Source organism: Gemmatimonadota bacterium, from assembly GCA_016719105.1.
In the GTDB taxonomy this organism is placed as follows: Bacteria; Gemmatimonadota; Gemmatimonadetes; order Gemmatimonadales; family Gemmatimonadaceae; genus SCN-70-22.
This window is the reverse complement of sequence record JADKAQ010000008.1, coordinates 436,985-456,380: the sequence shown is the minus strand read 5'-3', so window position 1 is coordinate 456,380 and position 19,396 is coordinate 436,985. Positions and strand designations below refer to the sequence as shown.

At 69.2% G+C, this 19,396-nt stretch carries 15 protein-coding genes and 1 pseudogene; 15 read left to right on the top strand and 1 reads right to left on the bottom strand.

Features of this window, described 5'->3' with window-relative positions; all coding sequences use genetic code 11:
• Positions 1-155: 155 nt before the first annotated feature.
• Positions 156-1,142 (top strand): hypothetical protein, encoded by a 987-nt coding sequence (locus IPN47_12400; protein MBK9408825.1) that lies wholly within the window; start codon positions 156-158, stop codon positions 1,140-1,142.
• 140 nt (positions 1,143-1,282) lie between these two features.
• On the opposite strand, the gene IPN47_12395 is transcribed toward IPN47_12400, so the two are convergent.
• Entirely contained in the window at positions 1,283-2,197 is a 915-nt protein-coding gene (locus tag IPN47_12395) for a polysaccharide deacetylase family protein (protein ID MBK9408824.1), read from the bottom strand.
• Between the two features lie 276 nt (positions 2,198-2,473).
• On the opposite strand from IPN47_12395, the pseudogene IPN47_12390 reads away from it, so the two are divergent.
• The 14 genes and pseudogenes from IPN47_12390 to IPN47_12325 all read left to right on the top strand — a co-directional run bounded on the left by IPN47_12390 (position 2,474) and on the right by IPN47_12325 (position 19,310).
• Positions 2,474-4,053: pseudogene (locus IPN47_12390) on the top strand (acetolactate synthase large subunit).
• 274 nt (positions 4,054-4,327) lie between these two features.
• Positions 4,328-4,942: a DUF3365 domain-containing protein gene (locus IPN47_12385; GenBank protein MBK9408823.1), complete on the top strand. Its 615-nt coding sequence runs from the start codon at positions 4,328-4,330 to the stop codon at positions 4,940-4,942.
• Between the two features lie 44 nt (positions 4,943-4,986).
• The gene (locus IPN47_12380) at positions 4,987-5,502 is read left to right on the top strand and encodes a cytochrome c (GenBank protein ID MBK9408822.1); all 516 of its coding nucleotides are present in this window, start codon (positions 4,987-4,989) and stop codon (positions 5,500-5,502) included.
• 57 nt (positions 5,503-5,559) lie between these two features.
• Entirely contained in the window at positions 5,560-5,877 is a 318-nt protein-coding gene (locus IPN47_12375) for a hypothetical protein (protein ID MBK9408821.1), read from the top strand.
• Between the two features lie 153 nt (positions 5,878-6,030).
• Positions 6,031-7,662 (top strand): TldD/PmbA family protein, encoded by a 1,632-nt coding sequence (locus IPN47_12370; GenBank protein ID MBK9408820.1) that lies wholly within the window; start codon positions 6,031-6,033, stop codon positions 7,660-7,662.
• On the top strand, positions 7,659-9,077 hold the full coding sequence (locus IPN47_12365) for a TldD/PmbA family protein (protein MBK9408819.1): 1,419 nt from the start codon (positions 7,659-7,661) through the stop codon (positions 9,075-9,077). Before IPN47_12370 ends, IPN47_12365 begins: the two co-directional genes overlap by 4 nt.
• A 306-nt stretch (positions 9,078-9,383) precedes the next feature.
• Positions 9,384-10,904: a CoA-acylating methylmalonate-semialdehyde dehydrogenase gene (locus tag IPN47_12360; protein ID MBK9408818.1), complete on the top strand. Its 1,521-nt coding sequence runs from the start codon at positions 9,384-9,386 to the stop codon at positions 10,902-10,904.
• Between the two features lie 7 nt (positions 10,905-10,911).
• Positions 10,912-12,597: a thiamine pyrophosphate-binding protein gene (locus IPN47_12355; GenBank protein MBK9408817.1), complete on the top strand. Its 1,686-nt coding sequence runs from the start codon at positions 10,912-10,914 to the stop codon at positions 12,595-12,597.
• Between the two features lie 106 nt (positions 12,598-12,703).
• Positions 12,704-13,483 (top strand): hydroxypyruvate isomerase, encoded by a 780-nt coding sequence (gene hyi / locus IPN47_12350; GenBank protein ID MBK9408816.1) that lies wholly within the window; start codon positions 12,704-12,706, stop codon positions 13,481-13,483.
• 20 nt (positions 13,484-13,503) lie between these two features.
• A complete protein-coding gene (locus IPN47_12345) occupies positions 13,504-14,400 on the top strand; it encodes a 2-hydroxy-3-oxopropionate reductase (GenBank protein ID MBK9408815.1) in 897 nt (298 codons plus the stop codon).
• Between the two features lie 2 nt (positions 14,401-14,402).
• Entirely contained in the window at positions 14,403-15,764 is a 1,362-nt protein-coding gene (locus IPN47_12340) for an amino acid permease (protein ID MBK9408814.1), read from the top strand.
• A gap of 58 nt (positions 15,765-15,822) precedes the next feature.
• Complete coding sequence (locus tag IPN47_12335; GenBank protein MBK9408813.1) at positions 15,823-17,112, top strand: aspartate aminotransferase family protein; 1,290 nt, start codon at positions 15,823-15,825, stop codon at positions 17,110-17,112.
• A 161-nt stretch (positions 17,113-17,273) separates the two neighbouring features.
• Positions 17,274-18,143: an RNA polymerase sigma-70 factor gene (locus IPN47_12330; GenBank protein ID MBK9408812.1), complete on the top strand. Its 870-nt coding sequence runs from the start codon at positions 17,274-17,276 to the stop codon at positions 18,141-18,143.
• A gap of 204 nt (positions 18,144-18,347) precedes the next feature.
• Entirely contained in the window at positions 18,348-19,310 is a 963-nt protein-coding gene (locus tag IPN47_12325) for a FecR domain-containing protein (GenBank protein ID MBK9408811.1), read from the top strand.
• Positions 19,311-19,396 lie beyond the last annotated feature (86 nt).

Here is a 19,396-nt window from a genome sequence, read left to right as displayed (position 1 = left end):
CGGGGCGCAGCGAACCATCGCGGCGCCCCGCGATGCGTTGTGGGGGGATCGTCTCCGTCATGTGTCATATGGGCAGGGACCGGCGTATCCCCCACCGTCGGTACGATACCCGTTTCGGAGACTCCACCATGTTTCGCCCTGTTCGTTCCGCAGCCTTGTTGACCCTCCTGATCGGCGCGGGGGCCTGCGCCGATTTCCTCGGCACCGGCGATTCGACGCCCACGGTGAGCCAGGCGTTGACCGCGGCCTTCACCACGGTGCCAGCCGAGTTCTCGAACAACACGTCCAGCTTTGGCGGCGACTCCGATGGCGTGCCGAGCTTGTGGCTTCCCGGCCCTGGTGGGCGCGCCTTCGGGCGCGAGGGGCTGATGGGTGGTGGCTTGGGTGATGCCTTTGCCGGGTCCATGTCGGCGGGGCGCGGCTTCGGTCATCACGGCCCGTTTGGCGGGCGCTTTGGCGGTGGGCGCACGTGCGACGGGACGTTCAGCGCCAGCACCGGATGGTTTGTCTGCACCCCGATCACGAAGAATGGCGTGACGGTGAACCAGCAGATGCAGTACAAGACGACCGCGGGCGTCGTGCAGTCGGCCTTTGACACCGCCAGCACCAACTCGGTGCAGGTCAAGACGAACGTGGCGGGGACGGTGAGCTACGTGCGCGACTCGTCCAAGGGACCGTCGTGGGGCGGCCGCAAGGGTCCCCCGCACATCGGGCGCCTGATTGGCGACAGCGCGACGATCCTCACGGCGAACACGACGCTCGGCCACACGAGCGACCGGACGGTGGCGGGGCTGGCTGCCGGGAGCACGAAGCGCACAGTGGCGGGGACCTCGACCGGTGAGGAGTCGACCACCGGGACGTCGAGCAAGGGGAACTTCACCGCCAGGCGTGTGGCCGCCGACACGACCCGTGGGGTCGAGATCCCGATCGTCGATGGCAAGCCGACGTATCCGACCGCCGGCACCGTGATCCGCACGATGACCGCGACCGTGACGTTCGCCGGGGCGACGCCGATCACCGCCAGCCGCCGCGAGGTCATCACCTACGACGGCAGCGCCACGGCCAAGGTCGTGATCACGATCAACGGCGAAGTGAAGAACTGCACGATGGCGCTCCCGCGCGGGCGTCCGAGCTGCTCGTAACGCCACGGACGCCCCCGCCAGGCGCAATGCAAGGGCGGGGGCGAAGCTGGTGGTGATGCAGGTGATGCAGTGAGAACGATGCGTGCCAGTTTACCGCATCCGACCCCCCGCCGGCCGTTCCGGCGGGGGGTTTTGCGTGCCTAACGTCCCGGCCGCGGCTTCGCGGGGGCGCCCTTGGCCGCCCCGGGCCTGGGCGACGGCTTGGCCGTGGCCGGGAGCTCGGCGGCCGCCGACGGATCCACGACCTGCGCGAAGCGCTTCATGTTCTCGGTCATTGGGACGGCCTTGAGGCGCCAGCGATCGCGGATGCTGTTCCAGGGCCCGCCGGTGTAGGCACGGGCGGCGCGGTAGCCGGCGGCGCGCACGGCCGAGTCGCCGGCAGCCGCAAGGGCGCCGAACGGGTACGAGAAGTACTCGGTGGCCGTGGCGCCCAGCTTCGCCTGCAGCTGCTCGCGGCTCCCCGTGACCTCGGTGTGCATCTGCTTGGCGTCCTTCATCTTGTCCACGCGCACGTGCAGCGAGGTGTGCGAACCGATGGTGTGGCCCGCCTGCTGCAACTCCTTGAACTGTGCCCACGTGAAGTAGCGCGGGTTGCGGTCCATGGCGTGCGTGAAGGGGAAGAAGGTCGCGGTGAAGCCGAGCTTCTTGAGGACGGGGATGGCGTTGGTGTACTGGTTGAGGCGCCCGTCGTCGAAGGTGATGACGACGGCCTTGGGCGGGAGCGTGCGCTTGCCTTCCAGCGCTTCGACGAGCGCGGTGAACGAGACGACCGGGATCCCGTGCTCCTTGAGGTACTGCATCTGCGCCGCGAAGACCTCGGGGCGCATGGTGAGGTCGGCGCCGCGCACGCCGCGGGCGTCGGCCGACGACTGAATGTTGTGATAGACCAGGATGGGGACCCGCAGGGAGTCCGGCGGTACGGTGGGGGGCGAAGCGCGTTCCGCGCGGGAAGCGCGTTCCGTGCGGGCGACGGCGATTGAATCGGCGTCGGACGTGAGTGCATCGGCGGGGAGCGTCGCGGCGCCGAGCGTGAGAGCCAGAATGAAGGAGAGCATCGCGGGGAAAATAGCAGGACGCCACGCGCGACATTCATCCCCGTCGGAGCCGGTCTCGAGTGGCTATCGAGAGTGGGGCGCCGAGCATAACGTTTCGGCGCGCCTCTCGAGGTTGGACGTGCTGCGGCGGGGGCGTGTTCCGGCGGTTGCGGGGGGCTCACTTTGTTTGTTGGGGTGGACTCCGGTGTTCGCCGGGGGGCTCACTTCGTTTGCTCGGGTGGACCCCAGCTTTCGCTGGGGTGCTCACTTCGTTCGCATCCTCATCGTCCTGACGACATGATTCGCGGAGCCGATCTCCTGTTGCGCTCGCTGGCCCAGTCCGGGGTCGAGCTCTGCCTGGCCAATCCGGGCACGTCCGAAATGCACCTGGTCGCGGCGCTGGACGCTGCCCCCTCGATTCGCGCGGTACTGACGCTGCACGAAGCGGTCGCGAGCGGCGCCGCCGATGGCTGGGGGCGCGTGACGGGCGGCCGGCGAGTACGCTCCTGCACCTGGGGCCGGGGCTGGCCAACGCGCTGTCGAACCTGCACAACGCCCGGCGCGCGGCGACGCCGCTGGTGAACATCGTCGGCGACCACGCTACCTATCACCTGGCGAACGACCCGCCGCTGCACAGCGACATCGCGGCGCTCGCGGGAACCGTCTCGGCGTGGGTGCACGCCGTGCCGTCAGCCGCAACGATGGCGGCGGCGGGGGAGGATGCCGTGCGAGCGGCGATGGGGCCGCCGGGGGCGATTGCGACGCTCGTTGTCCCGGCGGACGCGGCATGGGGGGAGGTCGAGGGGGCGGCGGGTGAGGCGGCGCTGCGCGCGAGCGTTGCATCGCGCTCAGCGCCGCGCACGGGGGCGCCCCCCGCGAGCGAGCGCGTGGAGGCGATTGCCCGGGTGCTCGCCTCGGGGGAGCCGACGGTGATCCTGCTGGGCGGGCGCGCGATGCAGGGCGGGAACCCCGAACGGGGCGGGCGCATCGCGGCGGCGTGCGGGGCCAAGCTCTGCAGCACCCCGTTCACCGCCAACATTCGGCGTGGAGCGGGGACGGTCGCCGTGGAGCGGCTGCCGTACTTCCCCGAGATGGTGCTGCAGCTCCTGGCGGGGGTGCGGCACCTCGTCCTGGTGGATGCGCCGCCGCCGGTGGCCTTCTTTGCGTATCCGGGGCTCCCGGGGTCGCTTGTCCCGGCCGAATGCACGGTCCACACCCTAGCCACCGGAGCTGACGACGTGACGGCGGCGCTGGATGCGCTGGTGCAGGCGACGGGGGCGGCGGCGACGGAGGCGGTGCGGGTGCCGCGGGCCGTGCCGCCGGTGGCGAGCGGCCCGCTCACCCCGGCCACCTTTGCGCAGACGTTCGCGGCGGTGCTCCCCGAGGATGCGATCGTCTGCGACGAGGCGATCACCAATCGCTTTCCGGCGCTGGTGGCGAGCGCCGGGGCGATGCCGCACGACTGGCTCGACATCACCGGCGGCTCGCTCGGCCTCGGGATCCCGATGGCGTTAGGCGCCGCACTCGCGGCGCCGGGACGGCGGGTCATCAACCTGCAGGCGGACGGGAGCGCGCTGTACACGCCGCAGGCGCTCTGGTCGCTGGCGCGCGAGGGGGTGGACGTGACGACGGTGATCCTGGCCAACCGGCGCTACCGGATCCTGGAGTACGAACTGCAGCGCCTGCAGCTCACGGGGGCGACGCGCGGCCGTTCCCTGACCGACCTGTCGCAGCCGCCGGTCGACTTCGTGCAGCTGGCGGGGTCGTTGGGCGTGCCGGCGGTGCAGGTGACGAGCGCGGAGTCGCTGGCGGAGGCGTTGCGGCGTTCGTTTGTCGCGCGTGGGCCGCAGGTGATCGAGGCGGTGCTGGGGGAGTAGGGGGGACGCATGCCGTGGCGCCCGGGGGCGCTGCGGCACCCTCAGGTGCTTCGCATCGAACGGCCGTGCGGCTTCGCGCCGCCTCACCGACCAGGCGAAGCGCGCCTCCCGAGTGTGGCGCCGTCGGCGCCCCGACCGCGCGAGCGCCGCCGCCGTGGGGCCGGCGCAGCTCCCGCCGCGCCCGCGCGAGGGAAACGCTGACTTCCACGCGCCGGCTCGGGCATTATATAACCGTTGAGTTATATACAGCACTCGGTGGCTGGAGGTGAAGCACATGAATACGCATTGGACGCTCGCGTCATGCCGTCTGGCGGCGATCGCCCTGATCGTGCTTCCCGTAGCAGCGTTCGCCCAAGCTGGTCCGGGGACACCGGGGGCGCTGAAACCACCTTCAGACCGCGCCCCCATCGCCCGCGCCGTTCAGGAAGTCGAGGCGCTCGACGCGCTGCGCTCCTCACTCGCGCGCACCTTCGCGGCCGGGGGCGTGGCCGCCACCGATTCCACCTTCGCTCAGGTCTGCAAACCGGTGAAGGGCGAGGCGATGCGCGTGGCGAAGGAGACCGGGTGGTCAATCGCGCAGCTCGCCGAACGCAATCGCAACCCGGACAACACGCTCGACGCCGAGGCGCGGCACGCGTTCCGGCAGTTCCAGCGCGATCCCGCGTTGGTGAGCCTCACCCGGCGCACCACCTACAAGGGAGTGGCTGGAACGCGATACCTCCGCCGCGTGGCGGTAGAGTCCTCGTGCCTGGCCTGCCACGGGGGGCGCGACACGCGCCCGGACTTCGTGAAGAAGAACTACCCTGCCGACAAGGCGTTCGGCTTTGCAGCCGGCGACCTGCGCGGCGTTTACTCGGTCTTCATCCCCGACTCGATGGGTCGGCGGTAAGGCCTACGGTGCGCCGGCCGCGGCTCCGGCGCTGGAGGGGAGTCATGCGCAGCACCTGGTATCTCCCGACGCTCGCTGTCGCGCTGCTGTCTGGCAGCTCGGCGGCCGGGGCGCAGGGATCGAGCGCCGACACCACGCTCATCGCGCAGGGGAAGCAGCTGGTCACGACCGTGTGCGCAGCGTGCCACACCGAGCAGCCCCCACCCAAGCTGGCACCGCCGCTGGCGCACGTCTCACGTCGCTATCGGATGCAGCACAACGGCGATCGCGAGAAGGCACTGGCGCGCATCGTGGCGTGGATCAAGGCCCCGGCCAAGGACAAATCGCTGATGCCGGCGATGGCGATCGAGCGCTTCGGGCTCATGGCGCCACTTCCACTGCCTGACGAGCAGCTGCGTGCGGCCGCGGCCTACGTCTGGTCGCTCTCTGAAGGCGATTCGACGATGCGGGGGATGGGCGGGATGGAGGGGATGGGGGGCGGCAGGGGTGGCATGCAGCACGGTGGCGCCGGCCGAGATACGTCGAAGATGAAGGACACCACTGACGTGAATCGCCGGTAATCCCGCTAACGCGGGGACCGCGGGGCGCGTTAGGTGTACGATTGCACGTGCGTCCCGATGTCACGCGCGACCGGGCGCGACGACGGGCACAACGACTCACCGGAGGCAGACCTCATGGCATCGCTCGCGAAGACGGCACAGAAGGCCAAGAAGGCAGTGCTGAAGCAGGAGAAGGCGGTGGAGAAGGCCGTGTCCAAGTCCGTGGCCAAGGCGGGGAAGGGGGCCAAGTCGCTGGCGACCAAGGTGTCCGACAAGGTGACGGGGCGCGACAAGAAGAAGAAGGCGCTCAAGAAGGCGGCGGTGGGCGTGGCCGTCGTGGCTGGGCTGGCTGCTGCTGGCGCCGCCGTGTTCAAGGCGCGCGGCAAGAAGCGGTAGGGCGTACGGGAGACGGGAGTGCGAGGGGCGGGCGCCGTTGGCGCCCGCCCCTCGCGGTTTTCGGCGCATGGGGCCAACATCCTCGCGCTTCCGCACGTACCCTCCAAGCCTGCACGCGACCGAACCTCCCGTCTCCCGTCTCCCGTCTCAAGCATGCCCTTCTCCCGTCGCGACTTCGTTCGCGCCTCCTCGGTCGCGGCCGCCGCGCTTGGCGTGTCGCACCTGTCACCGCGTGAGGCGTTCGCCCTCCCGTCGGACCTCTCGTCCGCGCCCATCCAGGATCCGGCCTTCAAGGCGCTCGCGATGCGCGCCCTCGAGGCGGCCAAGGGGGCGGGGGCCTCGTATGCCGACGTGCGCATCTCCCGGAATCGCACGCAGAACGTCTTCACGCGCGAGCGGCGGGTGCAGGGGGTCGTGGACAACGAGACCTTCGGCTTCGGCGTGCGCGTCCTGGTGAACGGGGCGTGGGGGTTTGCGGCCAGCAGCATGATCACCCCGGACGAGATCGTGCGGGTGGCCAAGCAGGCGGCCCGCCAGGCGCAAGCGTCGGGCTCGACGCAGCTCAAGCCGGTCATCCTCGCCCCTGGGCAGGCGCCGGTGACCGACGGGGTCTGGAAGTCGCCGATCAAGAAGGACCCGTTCGATGTCCCCATCGAGGAAAAGGTCGCATTGCTCCTGGCGGCTAACGAAGCAGCGCTCAAGGTGAAGGGGGCGCGCTTCTGCACCTCGTCGATGTTCTTCCTGCGCGAGGAAAAGACCTACGCCAACACCGACGGGACGTACACGGTGCAGACGGTGTATCGCGCCCAGCCGTCGCTGAACGTGACGGCGGTGTCCACGGACTTCACCGACTTCCAGACGCGCCAGTCGACCGACATTCAGCCCAAGGGGTTGGGCTACGAGCACGTGACCGACGCCAACCTGGTGGTGAATGCCGCCAAGTGGGCCGAGCAGGCGGTCGAGAAGCTCTCGGCCAAGCCGGTCGACGTCGGGCGCTACGACCTGGTGCTGCACCCCACGCACTTGTGGCTGACGGTGCATGAGGCGTGCGCGCACCCGACGGAGCTCGACCGCGCGCTGGGCTACGAGGCCAATTACGCCGGGACGTCGTTTGCCGCCCCGCCGGACAAGACGTTAGGCAAGCTCAAGTTCGGTTCCCCCCTCATGAACGTCCGGGGCGACCGGTCGCAGGTCGGCTCGCTGTCGGCGTGCGGCTGGGACGACGAGGGGCAGAAGCCTGAGGAGTTCACGATCATCGACAAGGGGATCCTGGTGAACTACCACGCGATCACCCGCATGCAGGCGCCGTTCCTGGAGTGGTGGTCCAAGCAGCAGGGAAAGCCGGTCAAGTCGCAGGGGTGCTCGTACTCGCAGAGCTGGGCCGACGTGCAGTTCGAGCGCATGCCCAACGTGTCGCTGATGCCGGGGACGACGGAGCGCTCGTTCGAGGACATCATCGCCGCCACTGACAAGGGGATCGCGATCGTGGGCGACGGCTCGTTCTCGATCGACCAGCAGCGCTACAACGCGCAGTTTGGCGGTCAGCTCTTCTATGAGATCAAGGGAGGGAAGGTCGTTGGCATGCTGAAGGACGTGGCGTACCAGATTCGCACGCCGGAGTTCTGGGCGGCGATGGACATGATCGGCGGGCCCAAGAGCTACGAACTGTGCGGCGCCTTTGGCGACGCCAAGGGGCAGCCTTCGCAATCGAACGCCGTGTCGCACGGGTGCGTCCCCACGCGCCATCGGCAGATCAACGTGATCAACACCGGGAGGCAGGGATGAGCGCGCCGCGTTCGCTATACGTCGAGGGGGCGCCGATCCTCTCGCGTGATGAGGCGCAGGCGCTGGCCAAGCGCGTCCTGTACTTCGCCACGGCCGATTCCACCCGCGTCACGATCCGCAGCGCGGCGCGCGCCAACTCGCGCTTTGCAGTGAACCAGATCTCGACCGCCGGCGACAACGTGGACACGGTCATCACCGTGCTCTCGTCGTTCGGCAAGCGGAGCGCGACGGCCACGACCAACAAGCTCGACGACGCGGCGCTGCAGCAGGTAGTGGCCAATTCCGAGAACCTCGCGCGCCTGTCGCCGGAGGACCCGGAAGCGCTCCCCGAGCTGGGGCCGCAGCAGTACGCCGAGTCGACGGGGTGGAGCGAGGCGACCGCGCTGCTCGATCCGGTGGCGCGGGCTGCCGCGATCCAGACGATCACCGAGCCGGCGCGCGCGGCGGGGCTCATCTCGACCGGGTACATCGAGTCGCGCGGGACGGCGCTGGCCATCGCCAACAGCAAGGGATTGTTTGCCTACTCACGCACCACCGAAGCCGTGCTCACGACCACCGTGCGCACGCCGGACGGGCAGGGGTCCGGCTGGGGAGGCTCGGCGCACTGGGATTGGTCGAAGATCGACGCCAGGGCGTTAGGCGGGACGGCCATCCAGAAGGCGCGCGCGTCGCAGAACGCGGTGGCGATCGAGCCCGGGCGTTACACCGTGGTGCTCGAGCCCACCGCCGTGGGGAACCTCGTGCAGCTGTTGGCCGGCGCGATGAATGCGCGCAACGCCGATGAAGGCCGGTCGTTCTTCACCAAGGCGGGCGGCGGGAACAAGATCGGGATGAAGGTGATGGACGAACGGGTCACGATTTTCAGCGATCCGCTCGATCCTGACATCGGGACCAACACCTTCTCTGGCGATGGCCTCCCGACCAACCGCACGGTGTGGATCGAGAACGGGATCGTGAAGAACCTCGCCTACGATCGCTACTGGGCGCAGAAGCAGGGGAAGGAGCCCAACACCGGCGGTGGTGGCGGCGGCTTCGGGGGCGGTGGCGGCTTTGGCGGCGGCGCCGGCCTCAAGATGAACGGGGGCGATCAGTCGCTCGAGGCGCTCATTGCCGGCACCGAGCGCGGGATTCTCGTCACGCGCTTCTGGTACATCCGCCCGGTCGACCCGCGCACGGTGCTCTACACCGGGCTCACGCGCGACGGGACCTTCCTCATCGAGAAGGGGAAGATCACCAAGGCGGTGAAGAACTTCCGCTTCAACGAGTCGCCGATCTTCATGCTCAACAACCTCGAGGCGATGTCGCGCGCGATTCGGGTGAGCGCGAGCGAAAGCGGCAACACGGGGCAGGCGATCGTCGTCCCGGCGATTCGCACGCGCGAGTTCTCGTTCACGAGCTTGAGCGACGCGGTGTAGCGCGTCGCGCGGGCGGTGGTCCACGCACAGCGCCCGGCTCGACGCCGGGCGCTGTGTCGTATCAGTCAATCGATGGGGACCGCGCGGCGCGTCGCCGAACGCGACGCGCCGGGCGCGCGATTGCAGTGCGCTCGCAGCGCTTCAATGGCGCATTCATGACGCGTCCGCCGTGCGCGGACTTGGTACTCGCCCTCTGGTGATGCGTAAGCCGTGCGTCAGGGATGCGCGATGACGACCGAGCACCGTGGTCATGGCGCCGACCTGGCGATACGAGGGCGTATCCACGGATCCTTCCGGAGCGAAGTCATGCACGGCGCAACGCCGTTTACCGATACGAGTACGGTTGGCCACTTCATCAGGGGGCGTCGGGACGAGGGGAGTGGACCTCGACGAGCTCCCGTCTTCAACCCCGCGACCGGGACCATCGCGCGCCACGTCGCGCTCGCGACGGCCGACGACGTCTCGGCTGCCGTCGCCGCGGCACGCGAGGCCTGGCCGTCATGGGCGGACACCTCACCGATCCGGCGCGCCCGAATCCTCACGCGCTATCTCGCGCTCCTCAACGCGCATCGTGACGAACTGGCGGCGATGATCACCGCCGAGCACGGCAAGGTCTTCGCCGACGCCCAGGGCGAGGTCACGCGCGGCATCGAGATCGTGGAGTTCGCGTGTGGCATTCCCCAGCTGCTCAAGGGCGACTTCACCGAACAGGTCTCCACCGGGATCGACAACTGGGTCGTGAGGCAACCGCTGGGGGTCGTGGCCGGGATCACGCCGTTCAACTTCCCGGTGATGGTCCCGATGTGGATGTTCCCGGTGGCCATCGCGTGCGGGAACACCTTCGTGCTCAAGCCCAGCGAGCGTGATCCGTCGCCCTCGGTTCGGATGGCGGAACTGCTCGCCGAGGCGGGGCTCCCCGACGGGATCTTCAACGTGGTGCAGGGCGACAAGGTCGCGGTCGATGCACTCCTAGCGCACGACGACGTGCGCGCGGTGAGCTTCGTGGGGTCGACGCCGATCGCGCGCTACATCTACGAAACCGGGGCGCATCACGGGAAGCGCGTGCAGGCGCTGGGCGGGGCGAAGAACCACATGGTCGTCCTCCCCGACGCCGACGTAAAGCAGGCGGTGGATGGCCTCATCGGCGCCGCGTATGGCTCGGCGGGTGAGCGTTGCATGGCGATCAGCGTCGCGGTGCTCGTGGGGAGCGCGGGCGATGCGATCGTCCCGCTGCTCGCCGAGCGGGCACGGGCGCTGCGCATCGGCGACGGCCTGCAGCCCGGTGCGGACATGGGCCCCATCGTGACCGACGACGCGCGGCGGCGCATCGAGGGATACATCGACGTCGGCGTGCAGGAAGGAGCCACGCTGGTGGTGGATGGGCGCGGCTACACGGTGGCCGAGGCGCCACAGGGCTTCTTTACCGGCGGCACGCTGTTCGACCACGTGACGCCGACGATGCGCATCTACCGCGACGAGATCTTCGGCCCGGTGCTCTGCTGCGTGCGCGTCCCCGACCTGGCGAGCGCCATCGCCCTGGTGAACGCACACGAGTACGGCAACGGCGTGGCGGTCTACACGCGCGACGGCAACGCGGCACGCGAGTTTGCGCGGCGCATCGAAGTGGGGATGGTGGGTGTGAACGTCCCGATCCCGGTTCCGATGGCGTGGCATGGCTTCGGGGGCTGGAAGCGCTCGCTCTTCGGCGACATGCACGCGTACGGTGAGGAAGGGGTGCGCTTCTACACGCGCCAGAAATCGATTATGCAGCGGTGGCCCGAGACGATCGGGAGCGGGGCCGACTTCATCATGCCGACGGCAAAGTAGGGGACCGATGAGCGAACAGTTGCAGGTGACGGGAGCGCGCTACGTGGCCGAGTGCCTGGCGCGCTATGGCGTCACGCACCTCTTCTACGTGGACGCCATCCTGCGCCGGGCGATGGTGGACATGGAGGCGCTGGGGATCCGTCGCGTCGTGACGCACAGCGAGAAGGCTGCGGCCTACATGGCCGACGGCTATGCCCGCGTGAGCGGACGCGCCGGCGTCTGCGCGGCGCAGTCGGTGGGGGCGGCGAATCTCGCGGCGGGGTTGCAGGACGCATGGCTGGCGTGCGCCCCGGTGGTCGCGCTCACGGGGAAGAAGCCGCCGATGTTCCAGCATCGCAACGCGTATCAGGAGATCGATCACTGGCCGATGTTCCAGCCCGTGACCAAGTACAACGTCGACGTGGTGGAGCCGAAGCAGCTGCCCCACCTCATGCGCGAGGCGTTTCGCGTGGCGACGACGGGGAGGCCGGGGCCGGTCCACCTGGACCTCGTGGGGCGCGAGGCTCGCGAGCTGGAGGTGGCGACGGGGCTCCCGGCGCCGATCGTGGAGGGGCGCTACCTCAGTGTCCCGCCGTTCCGGCCGGCGCCCGATCCGTCGAGCATCGCCGAGGCCGCCGATGCCATCCGCCAGGCGCAACGCCCGATCCTCGTGGCCGGAGGCGGCGTGCGCATCTCGGGTGCGGCCGCCGCGCTCGTGGCGCTGGCCGAGCGATGCGGGATTCCGGTGGCCACCTCGGTGAACGGCAAGGGGACGATCGACGAGACGCACGCACTGAGCGTCGGCGTCGTGGGGTCGTACTCGGCGTGGTGCGCCAATCGCGCCGTACATGAGGCCGACTTGGTGATCTATGTCGGATCCGCCACCGGTGACCAAACGACGCACAACTGGCAGGTACCGGCCGTTGGGACGCGCGTGGTGCAGCTGGACATCGATCCGGCCGAGCTGGGGCGCAGCTACCCGGGGACGATCGGCGTGGTGGGCGACGCGCGCGTGTCGCTGGAGGCGCTGACCCAGGCACTGACGCCATCGGAGGGGAACGTCGAGTGGCTGGCGCGCACGCGCCAGCTCGTGGCGGACTGCGAGGCGGAGTATGCGCCGCGGCGTGCCTCCGGCGAGTCGCCCATCCGTCCGGAGCGCATCTGCCAGGAGCTCACGACGCTCCTGCCTGACGACGCGATCCTGGTATCGGACACCGGCTACTCGGCGATCTGGGTGGCGACGATGGTGAAGCTGCGCTCGCCGCGCCAGACCTTCATTCGTGCGGCGGGATCGCTCGGGTGGGGCTTCCCGGCGGCGTTAGGCGCCAAGTGCGCTGCCCCCGATCGTCCCGTCATCTGCTTTACTGGCGACGGGGGGTTCTGGTACCACTTCGCCGAGTTGGAGACGGCGCGCCGTCACGGCATCAACACGGTCACCGTCGTCAACAACAACAATGGCTTCAGCCAGGGGATTCCGGATGTGATGCGCCAGTATGGCGACCGGCCGGGCAACCCCGAAGAGCTCTGGCGCTTCGAGGACGTGAGCTTCGCGCAGCTTGCCCGAGACATGGGATGCTGGGGCGAGCGTGTCGAGTCGCCCGATCGCATCGCCCCGGCGATTGCCGAGGCACTCGCCTGCGGCAAACCGGCGGTGGTAGAGGTGATGACGCACGTCTCGGCGCGCGCCCCCGATCCGTGGACCCCGCCGGCGTAACGCTATACCCACGTAGCACTCACGCTCAACCGACGCTTCACGCACGCGACACGCGTGCGGCCTTGCAGGCACCACTGCGCCCTACCCACCCACGCCGGCCAACACGATGCCCCGCTTTGCGGCCAATCTCACGATGCTCTTCACCGAGGTCCCCTTCCTCGACCGCTTTGCGCGCGCGGCGGCGGCGGGATTCTCGGCGGTGGAGTTCCTCTTTCCGTACCCGTACGCGGTGGGTGACCTGCGCGCGGCGCTCGATCGACATCGCCTCTCGCTCGTGCTGCATAACCTCCCGGCGGGAGACTGGGATGCGGGGGAGCGCGGGATCGCCTGCTTGCCGGGACGCACCGAGGAGTTCCGCGCCGGCGTGGAGACGGCGATTCGGTACGCGCAGGCGCTCGGTGTCCCGCGACTCAACTGCCTCGTGGGAAAGACACCACCGGGCGAGGATCCGGCCCGCGTCCATGCAACCCTCGTGGACAACGTGCGCCACGCGGCCAACGCGCTCGATGCCGCCGGGCTGCAACTGCTGGTGGAGGCCATCAACCCGTTCGACATCCCCGGCTTTCACCTGACGACGACGGCGCAGGTGCTCGCGCTGCTCGACGAGGTGGGGTCACCCAACGTGCGCGTGCAGTACGACATCTATCACGCCCAGCGCGCCGAGGGCGAACTCGCGGGGACGCTGAGCCGCCACCTGGCGCGCATCGGGCACGTGCAGCTGGCCGACAATCCGGGGCGCCACGAGCCGGGGACCGGGGAGATCAACTACCCCTTCCTCTTCGCGCACCTCGACCGCATCGGCTATGACGGCTACATCGGCTGCGAATACAAGCCGGCCGGCGTGACCGAAGCTGGACTTGGCTGGATGACCGCGCTCACCGCATAGCCCACCACCCACCACTCGTCATGACCGCTCAACCGCTCTCCCTGGGATTCATCGGGCTCGGCATCATGGGGGCGCCGATGGCGGTGCACCTGGCCAACGCCGGGCATCGCCTGTTCGTGCACACGCGCAGCGCCGTGCGCGACGAGGTGGCGGCGACCGCTGCGGTGGTGTGTGCGACCGCGCGCGAAGTGGCCGAGCGCGCCGACATCGTCTTCCTCATGCTCCCCGACACGCCAGACGTGGCACAGGTGCTGTTTGGCGCAGCGGGGGTGAGCGAGGGACTCTCGTCAGGCAAGGTGGTGGTCGACATGAGCTCCATCTCGCCGATCGAGACCAAGGCCTTCGCCGCGCGCATCAACGCCTTGGGCTGCGACTACCTGGACGCACCGGTGTCCGGCGGCGAGGTGGGCGCCAAGGCGGCGACACTCACGATCATGGTCGGAGGGCCGGCGGCGGCGTTCGAGCGGGTGAAGCCGCTCTTCGAGTTGATGGGGAAGAACATCACGCACGTCGGGGCCAATGGCGACGGGCAGACGACCAAGGTGGCCAACCAGATCATCGTGGCGTTGACGATCGCCGCCGTTGGTGAGGCGCTGGTCTTCGCGAGCAAGGCAGGGGCCGACCCGACCAAGGTGCGCCAGGCGCTGATGGGCGGCTTCGCGAGTTCGCGCATCCTCGAGGTGCACGGTGAGCGGATGATCAAGCGCACCTTCAACCCGGGCTTTCGCATTCGGTTGCACCAGAAGGACCTCAACCTCGCATTGAGCGGCGCCCGCGCGATGGGAGTCGCCTTGCCGCAGACGGCCAACGCTGCCCAGTTGATGCAGGTGTGCGCCGCGCACGGGCTCGCCGACATGGACCACTCGGCGCTCGTGCGCGCACTCGAGATCATGGCGGATTGCGAGGTGAGTGCCTGACGATGGCGGGCACTCCGTCCCTGCAGCGCGGGCTTGGCCTGCTCGAAGCGACGACGCTCATTGTCGGCGGGACGATCGGCGTGAGCATCTTCCTGGTGCCGGCGGGGGTGGCGCGAGAGGTGGGGTCCCCGGGGCTCGCCCTGTTCACCTGGCTCTTCACCGGCTTCATGGCGTTGTGCGGGGCGCTGTCGTTCGCCGAACTGGCGTCGGCGATGCCCGAGACCGGCGGAACCTACGTGTTCCTCAAGCGCGCGTATCCCGCGACGCCGCTGGCCTTCCTGTTTGCCTGGATGATGCTCTTTGCGCAGGGGACGGGGAACATCGCGGTGGTCGCGTCGATGGCCTCGCTCTATGCCGGGCACTTTGCCGGCGGGCTCATTCCGGCGGACTCGTTCGCGCAGCGCGCAGTAGCGGTGGCCATCATCGCGCTGCTCACCGCGGTGAACGCGGTGGGGCTGCGCACCAGCGGGCGTGTGCAGAACGTGCTCACGGGGCTCAAGGTGCTGATGATGACGGCGATCGTCGTCGCGTGCCTCACGTCACCGGCGGGCGATGTCTCGCGCCTCGGGCCGTTCCTCCCCCAAGGGCGCGGCGGTGGCGAGATCGCCGGGTCGGTGGCCACGGCGATGATCCTCTCGGTCTTCTCCTACTCCGGCTTCTACTTCGTGACGCACGTGGCGGGCGAGGTGCGCGACCCGGGACGCACGCTATCGCGGGCGATCATGATCGCGATGGCCGTGGTGCTGGCGACGTACCTGCTGCTCAACGTGGCCTTCGTCTACGTCCTGCCGTTCGCCGAGCTGCAGGGGTCGCCCCGCGTGGCGGCCGATGCCATGGCGCGGGCGGTGGGACCGCGCGCCGCCGACGTCACCGCACTGGTCGTGCTGCTCTCGGCGTTAGGCACGCTCAACGCCCAGTTGCTCAACTACCCGCGCATCACTTACGCCCTCGCGAGCGACGGCCTCTTCTTCAAGGCGATCAGCCGGGTCCACGCCTCACGGCACGTGCCGGTCGGGGCCATCGTGCTGGTGGGGACGTGGGCGTCGATCCTCGCCCTCGCCGGGTCGTACACGCAGATCCTGGGCTGGGCCGCCTTCGTGAACCAGGCGTTCATGGCGCTCACCGTGATCGGCTTGTTCATCCTGCGCCGCATCGCGCCGGAGATGCCGCGCCCGTATCAGGTCTTCGGCTATCCGTTCACGCCATTGCTGTACGTCGCGATCCTGCTCTGGTACCTCACGACGTTGCTGACGACGCGAGGTCCGCAGGTGCTGATCGGCATCGGCATTGTCGCGGCCGGCCTCCCGTTCTACTGGTACTGGCGCCGAGCATCGGCGTCCAGCACTCCCACGGCCGAGGCGTGAGGTCGTCAGCGTCGCACACCGCGCAACCTCCCGTCTCCCGTCTCCCGTCTCCCGTCTCATGACCCACACCGACGATCTCTACCGCGCTGCCAGCGCCCTCATGCCTGGCGGCACCTCGCGGCTGCACTACTACTACCCGCCGCACCCGATCTATGCGGCGCACGGGCGCGGGTGCCGGCTCACCGACGTCGACGGCGTGGAGCGAGTCGACTTCCTCAACAACATGACGGCGATGCTGCACGGGCACGCCGATCCCGAGGTCAACGCCGCGATCATCGATCAGCTGCAACGTGGGACGGCGTGGTCGGAGCCCGGCGAGGCGGAGTATCACCTGGCACAGCTGCTCATTGGCCGCGTGCCGTCGCTCGAGCGCATCCGCTTTGCCAATTCGGGGACCGAGGCGGTGATGATGGCCATCAAGCTGGCGCGCGAGTTCACCGGGCGATCGAAGCTGGCCAAGTTCGAGGGGCACTATCACGGCTACTACGACTACGTGCAGGTCAGCGTCGGTTCGCCGCCCGATGCCTGGGGGCCTGATGAGGCGCCGGCGACGGTAGCGGTGAGCGGCGGCATTGCACCGAGTGCGCTGGATGAGGTGGTCGTCCTGCCGTGGAACAACCGCGAGGCGACGGCGCGATTGCTCGAGCAGCATGGGGCGTCGATCGGCGCCCTCATCCTCGATCCACTAGCCAATCGCGGCGGGATGGCGCAGGCGGAGCCGGGCTTCCTCGACTTCCTGGGCGAGATCACGCGGCGCTTGGGGATCGTGCTGATCTACGACGAAGTGATCTCGTTTCGCCTGGCGTACGGCGGAGCGCAGGAACGATTCGGCGGGAGGCCGGACCTCACCGTGTTTGGCAAGATCATCGGGGGTGGGCTCCCGGTCGGGGCGGTGGGCGGCAGGGCAGAGATCATGGCGCTGCTCGACCCGACGGCCGGCAAGGCGCGTGTGGAGTCCGGCGGGACGTTCAGCGGCAACCCGCTCACGATGGTGGCGGGTCACGCCGCGCTCACCAAGTGGACGCGCGATGCGGTCGACCGGCTCAACGCGATGGGAGCGCGGTTGCGGCAGCGCGTGGACGCGGTGTTTGCCGAGGCGGGAGAGGCGGGACAGTTGGCCGGGGAGGGATCGCTCTTTCGCCTCATGCTGACTCGCGAGACGATCCGCGATTACCGCACGTCGGTGCGTACGGCGCAGCCCATGGCGCGCATGACGGCGATCCACAAGCGCCTGATGCAGGAAGGGATCATCATCAGCCGCATCGGGCTCGGGTGCTTGTCAACGCCAATGGGCGAGTCGGAGCTCGACGCCTTTGTCGAGGCAGTGCGCGTTGCGGTGCACCAATAGTTGTGACCAGGTGCGGCGCGCGGCGCAGCTGTACGCGCCGCGCCGAGTTCGCTATTGACCGAATCGTGACGCGGCGGAAGATTCGCGGGCACACCCGGCGATCGCGTGCGAGCGCACGCAACGCGGGTGAGGCGAACCCGCCTGCATCCGTGGACGTGCACGTGCTCCGACTCCTCGACTTCACCCGCCGTCAGCCGCAACGCCTGCCTGCTGAACCCGCCCCCGACGCGGACGACGTGGCGCTGGTGGCGCGGCTTGCGCTGGACGACGGACAGGCGCTCGCGGCGCTGATGGACCGCTACTGGCGGCCGATGGTCGCCTTTGCGCTCGACAAGATGCGCAACCAGGATGCAGCCGAAGACCTCGTGCAGGAGGCGTTCGTGCGCGTGTGGGAGCGTCGGCGCCAACTCCGGCCGCACGCGTCGCCCCGTGCGTACCTGTACCGGGTGCTGCGGAACCTGATCACCGACGACTTCCGTCGCCGCCGGCTGCGCGATCGCTTCAGCTTCTTCGCCACACAGGGGGCGCCGACGGAGGCGCCGTCACCGGTGGCCATCCTGGAAGCCGGGGAGCTTGCGGGCGCGGCCGAGCGTGCGATTGCTGCGCTTCCCGAGCGTCGCCGCGACGTCTTCATCCTGGCGCACCTGCACGGCCTGTCGTACCGCGAAGTGGCGGAGACGCTCGGCATCACGCCGCGCACGGTCGCCAATCACATGACACTGGCGCTCTCACAACTCCGCGTCGCACTCGCCGCCTTCACGCGGCCGTCGGGGCGGGGAGAGGCGCGTGAACTGCCGATGATGCGGCTGCGGGATGGGCAACGCGGCGATGCGGGCGCGCCGGCCGACCTCACCGCCGACCCGACGGCCGACCCACGTTCCGGCAGGCCGGCGAATGACGGAGCGGATGTGTCGCTGGATGTGTCGCTGGATGTGTCGGTGGATGCGGCGGTGGACGAGTCGGCCGATGCCGCGACGCCCGCGAGACGTCGTCGCCCGTGGACGTCGGAAACGTCGGCCCCACCGGGATGAGATAACTTTCGGCGGAGCGCCGCCGCTCGCTCCGGCCTGCGCCCGGACGCCGACCCCTCGGCTTCCGGGCGCTCGTGTGTCCGGCCCCAGCGGACTTGCGGCGATGGCGCACGTCGTGGCGATCGCATTGGTACGATTGTCCGACCCCTCCGTATACCCCTGCAAGAGTGCCGTTCCCTGCGGGCGCTCGACTTCGAGGAATTCATGGACGACTCCCTGCTATTTCGCGCCATCAAGGGCCAGACAAACCCGTCGGAGCAACTCGCCGTTGAGGCGTGGCGCCGGGCGTCGTCCCAGCATGAGGCGCGTTATCAGGAGCTGAAGGGCGTGCTCGCGGCGACGACTCGCCCCGATCGCGTCGCCAGCGACCCGCCCCCGGTGCTCGAGGTGCTCGAGATCGCGGCGCGTCGCGAGCGTATGACGCGCCGCGCCACGTGGACGCGTCGCGTCGCCGCGGTGGCCGGCGTGGCCGCTGTCGTGGTGGCCGCGGTGACGATGCAACGACAGTTCGCCGGTTCGCCCCCGGGCGATTTCGGCTTCGAGGAGATGGTCACGGGCGACAACCAGACCGTGACGGTGGCCCTGCGCGATGGCTCGGTCATGCGGCTGGCCCCGCGCAGCCACGCGCGCATTCGCGTGCAGGAAGGGTTGCGCGAGGTGCACCTGACGGGTCGGGCGTTCTTCTCCGTGGCCAAGCGCAACGGACTGCCCTTCCGCGTGAAGACGCGCGGTGGCGAGGTCACGGTGCTCGGCACGCAGTTCGACCTGGACGCCGAGAACGAGGACGTGCGCCTCGTGGTGGTGGAAGGAAAGGTGGCGCTGGCGGCCGCCCGCGGTGGTGAGGCGCAGCTGGTCCGGGGGGAGGAAGCGCGGGTGGTGGAGGGCCAACTCCTTCCCACCGTGCAGCTGCCGGAAGCGCGCGAGGTCACGCGCTGGGTCGGTCGATTCCTCGCCTTTCAGGGGACGCCGCTGTCCGAAGTGGCGCACGAGATCGAGCAGGCGTATGGCGCGAAGGTCACGATCGTCGACACGACGTTGTCGCAGCAGACCGTGACCAACTGGTTCTCGGATCGACCGCTGGACGAGGTGGTGCGCGTGGTCTGCGCAGTCGTCGCCACCGAATGCGAGGTACAAGGCAACGCCGTCACGATGGGGAAACCCCGCTAGCTGGCTTTTCGACCTGGAGGGTTGGAGATGCGAACGCTCCGTTGTTACGTGGTAGCCGCCCTGACTGCGATCACTGTCGTGCAGGC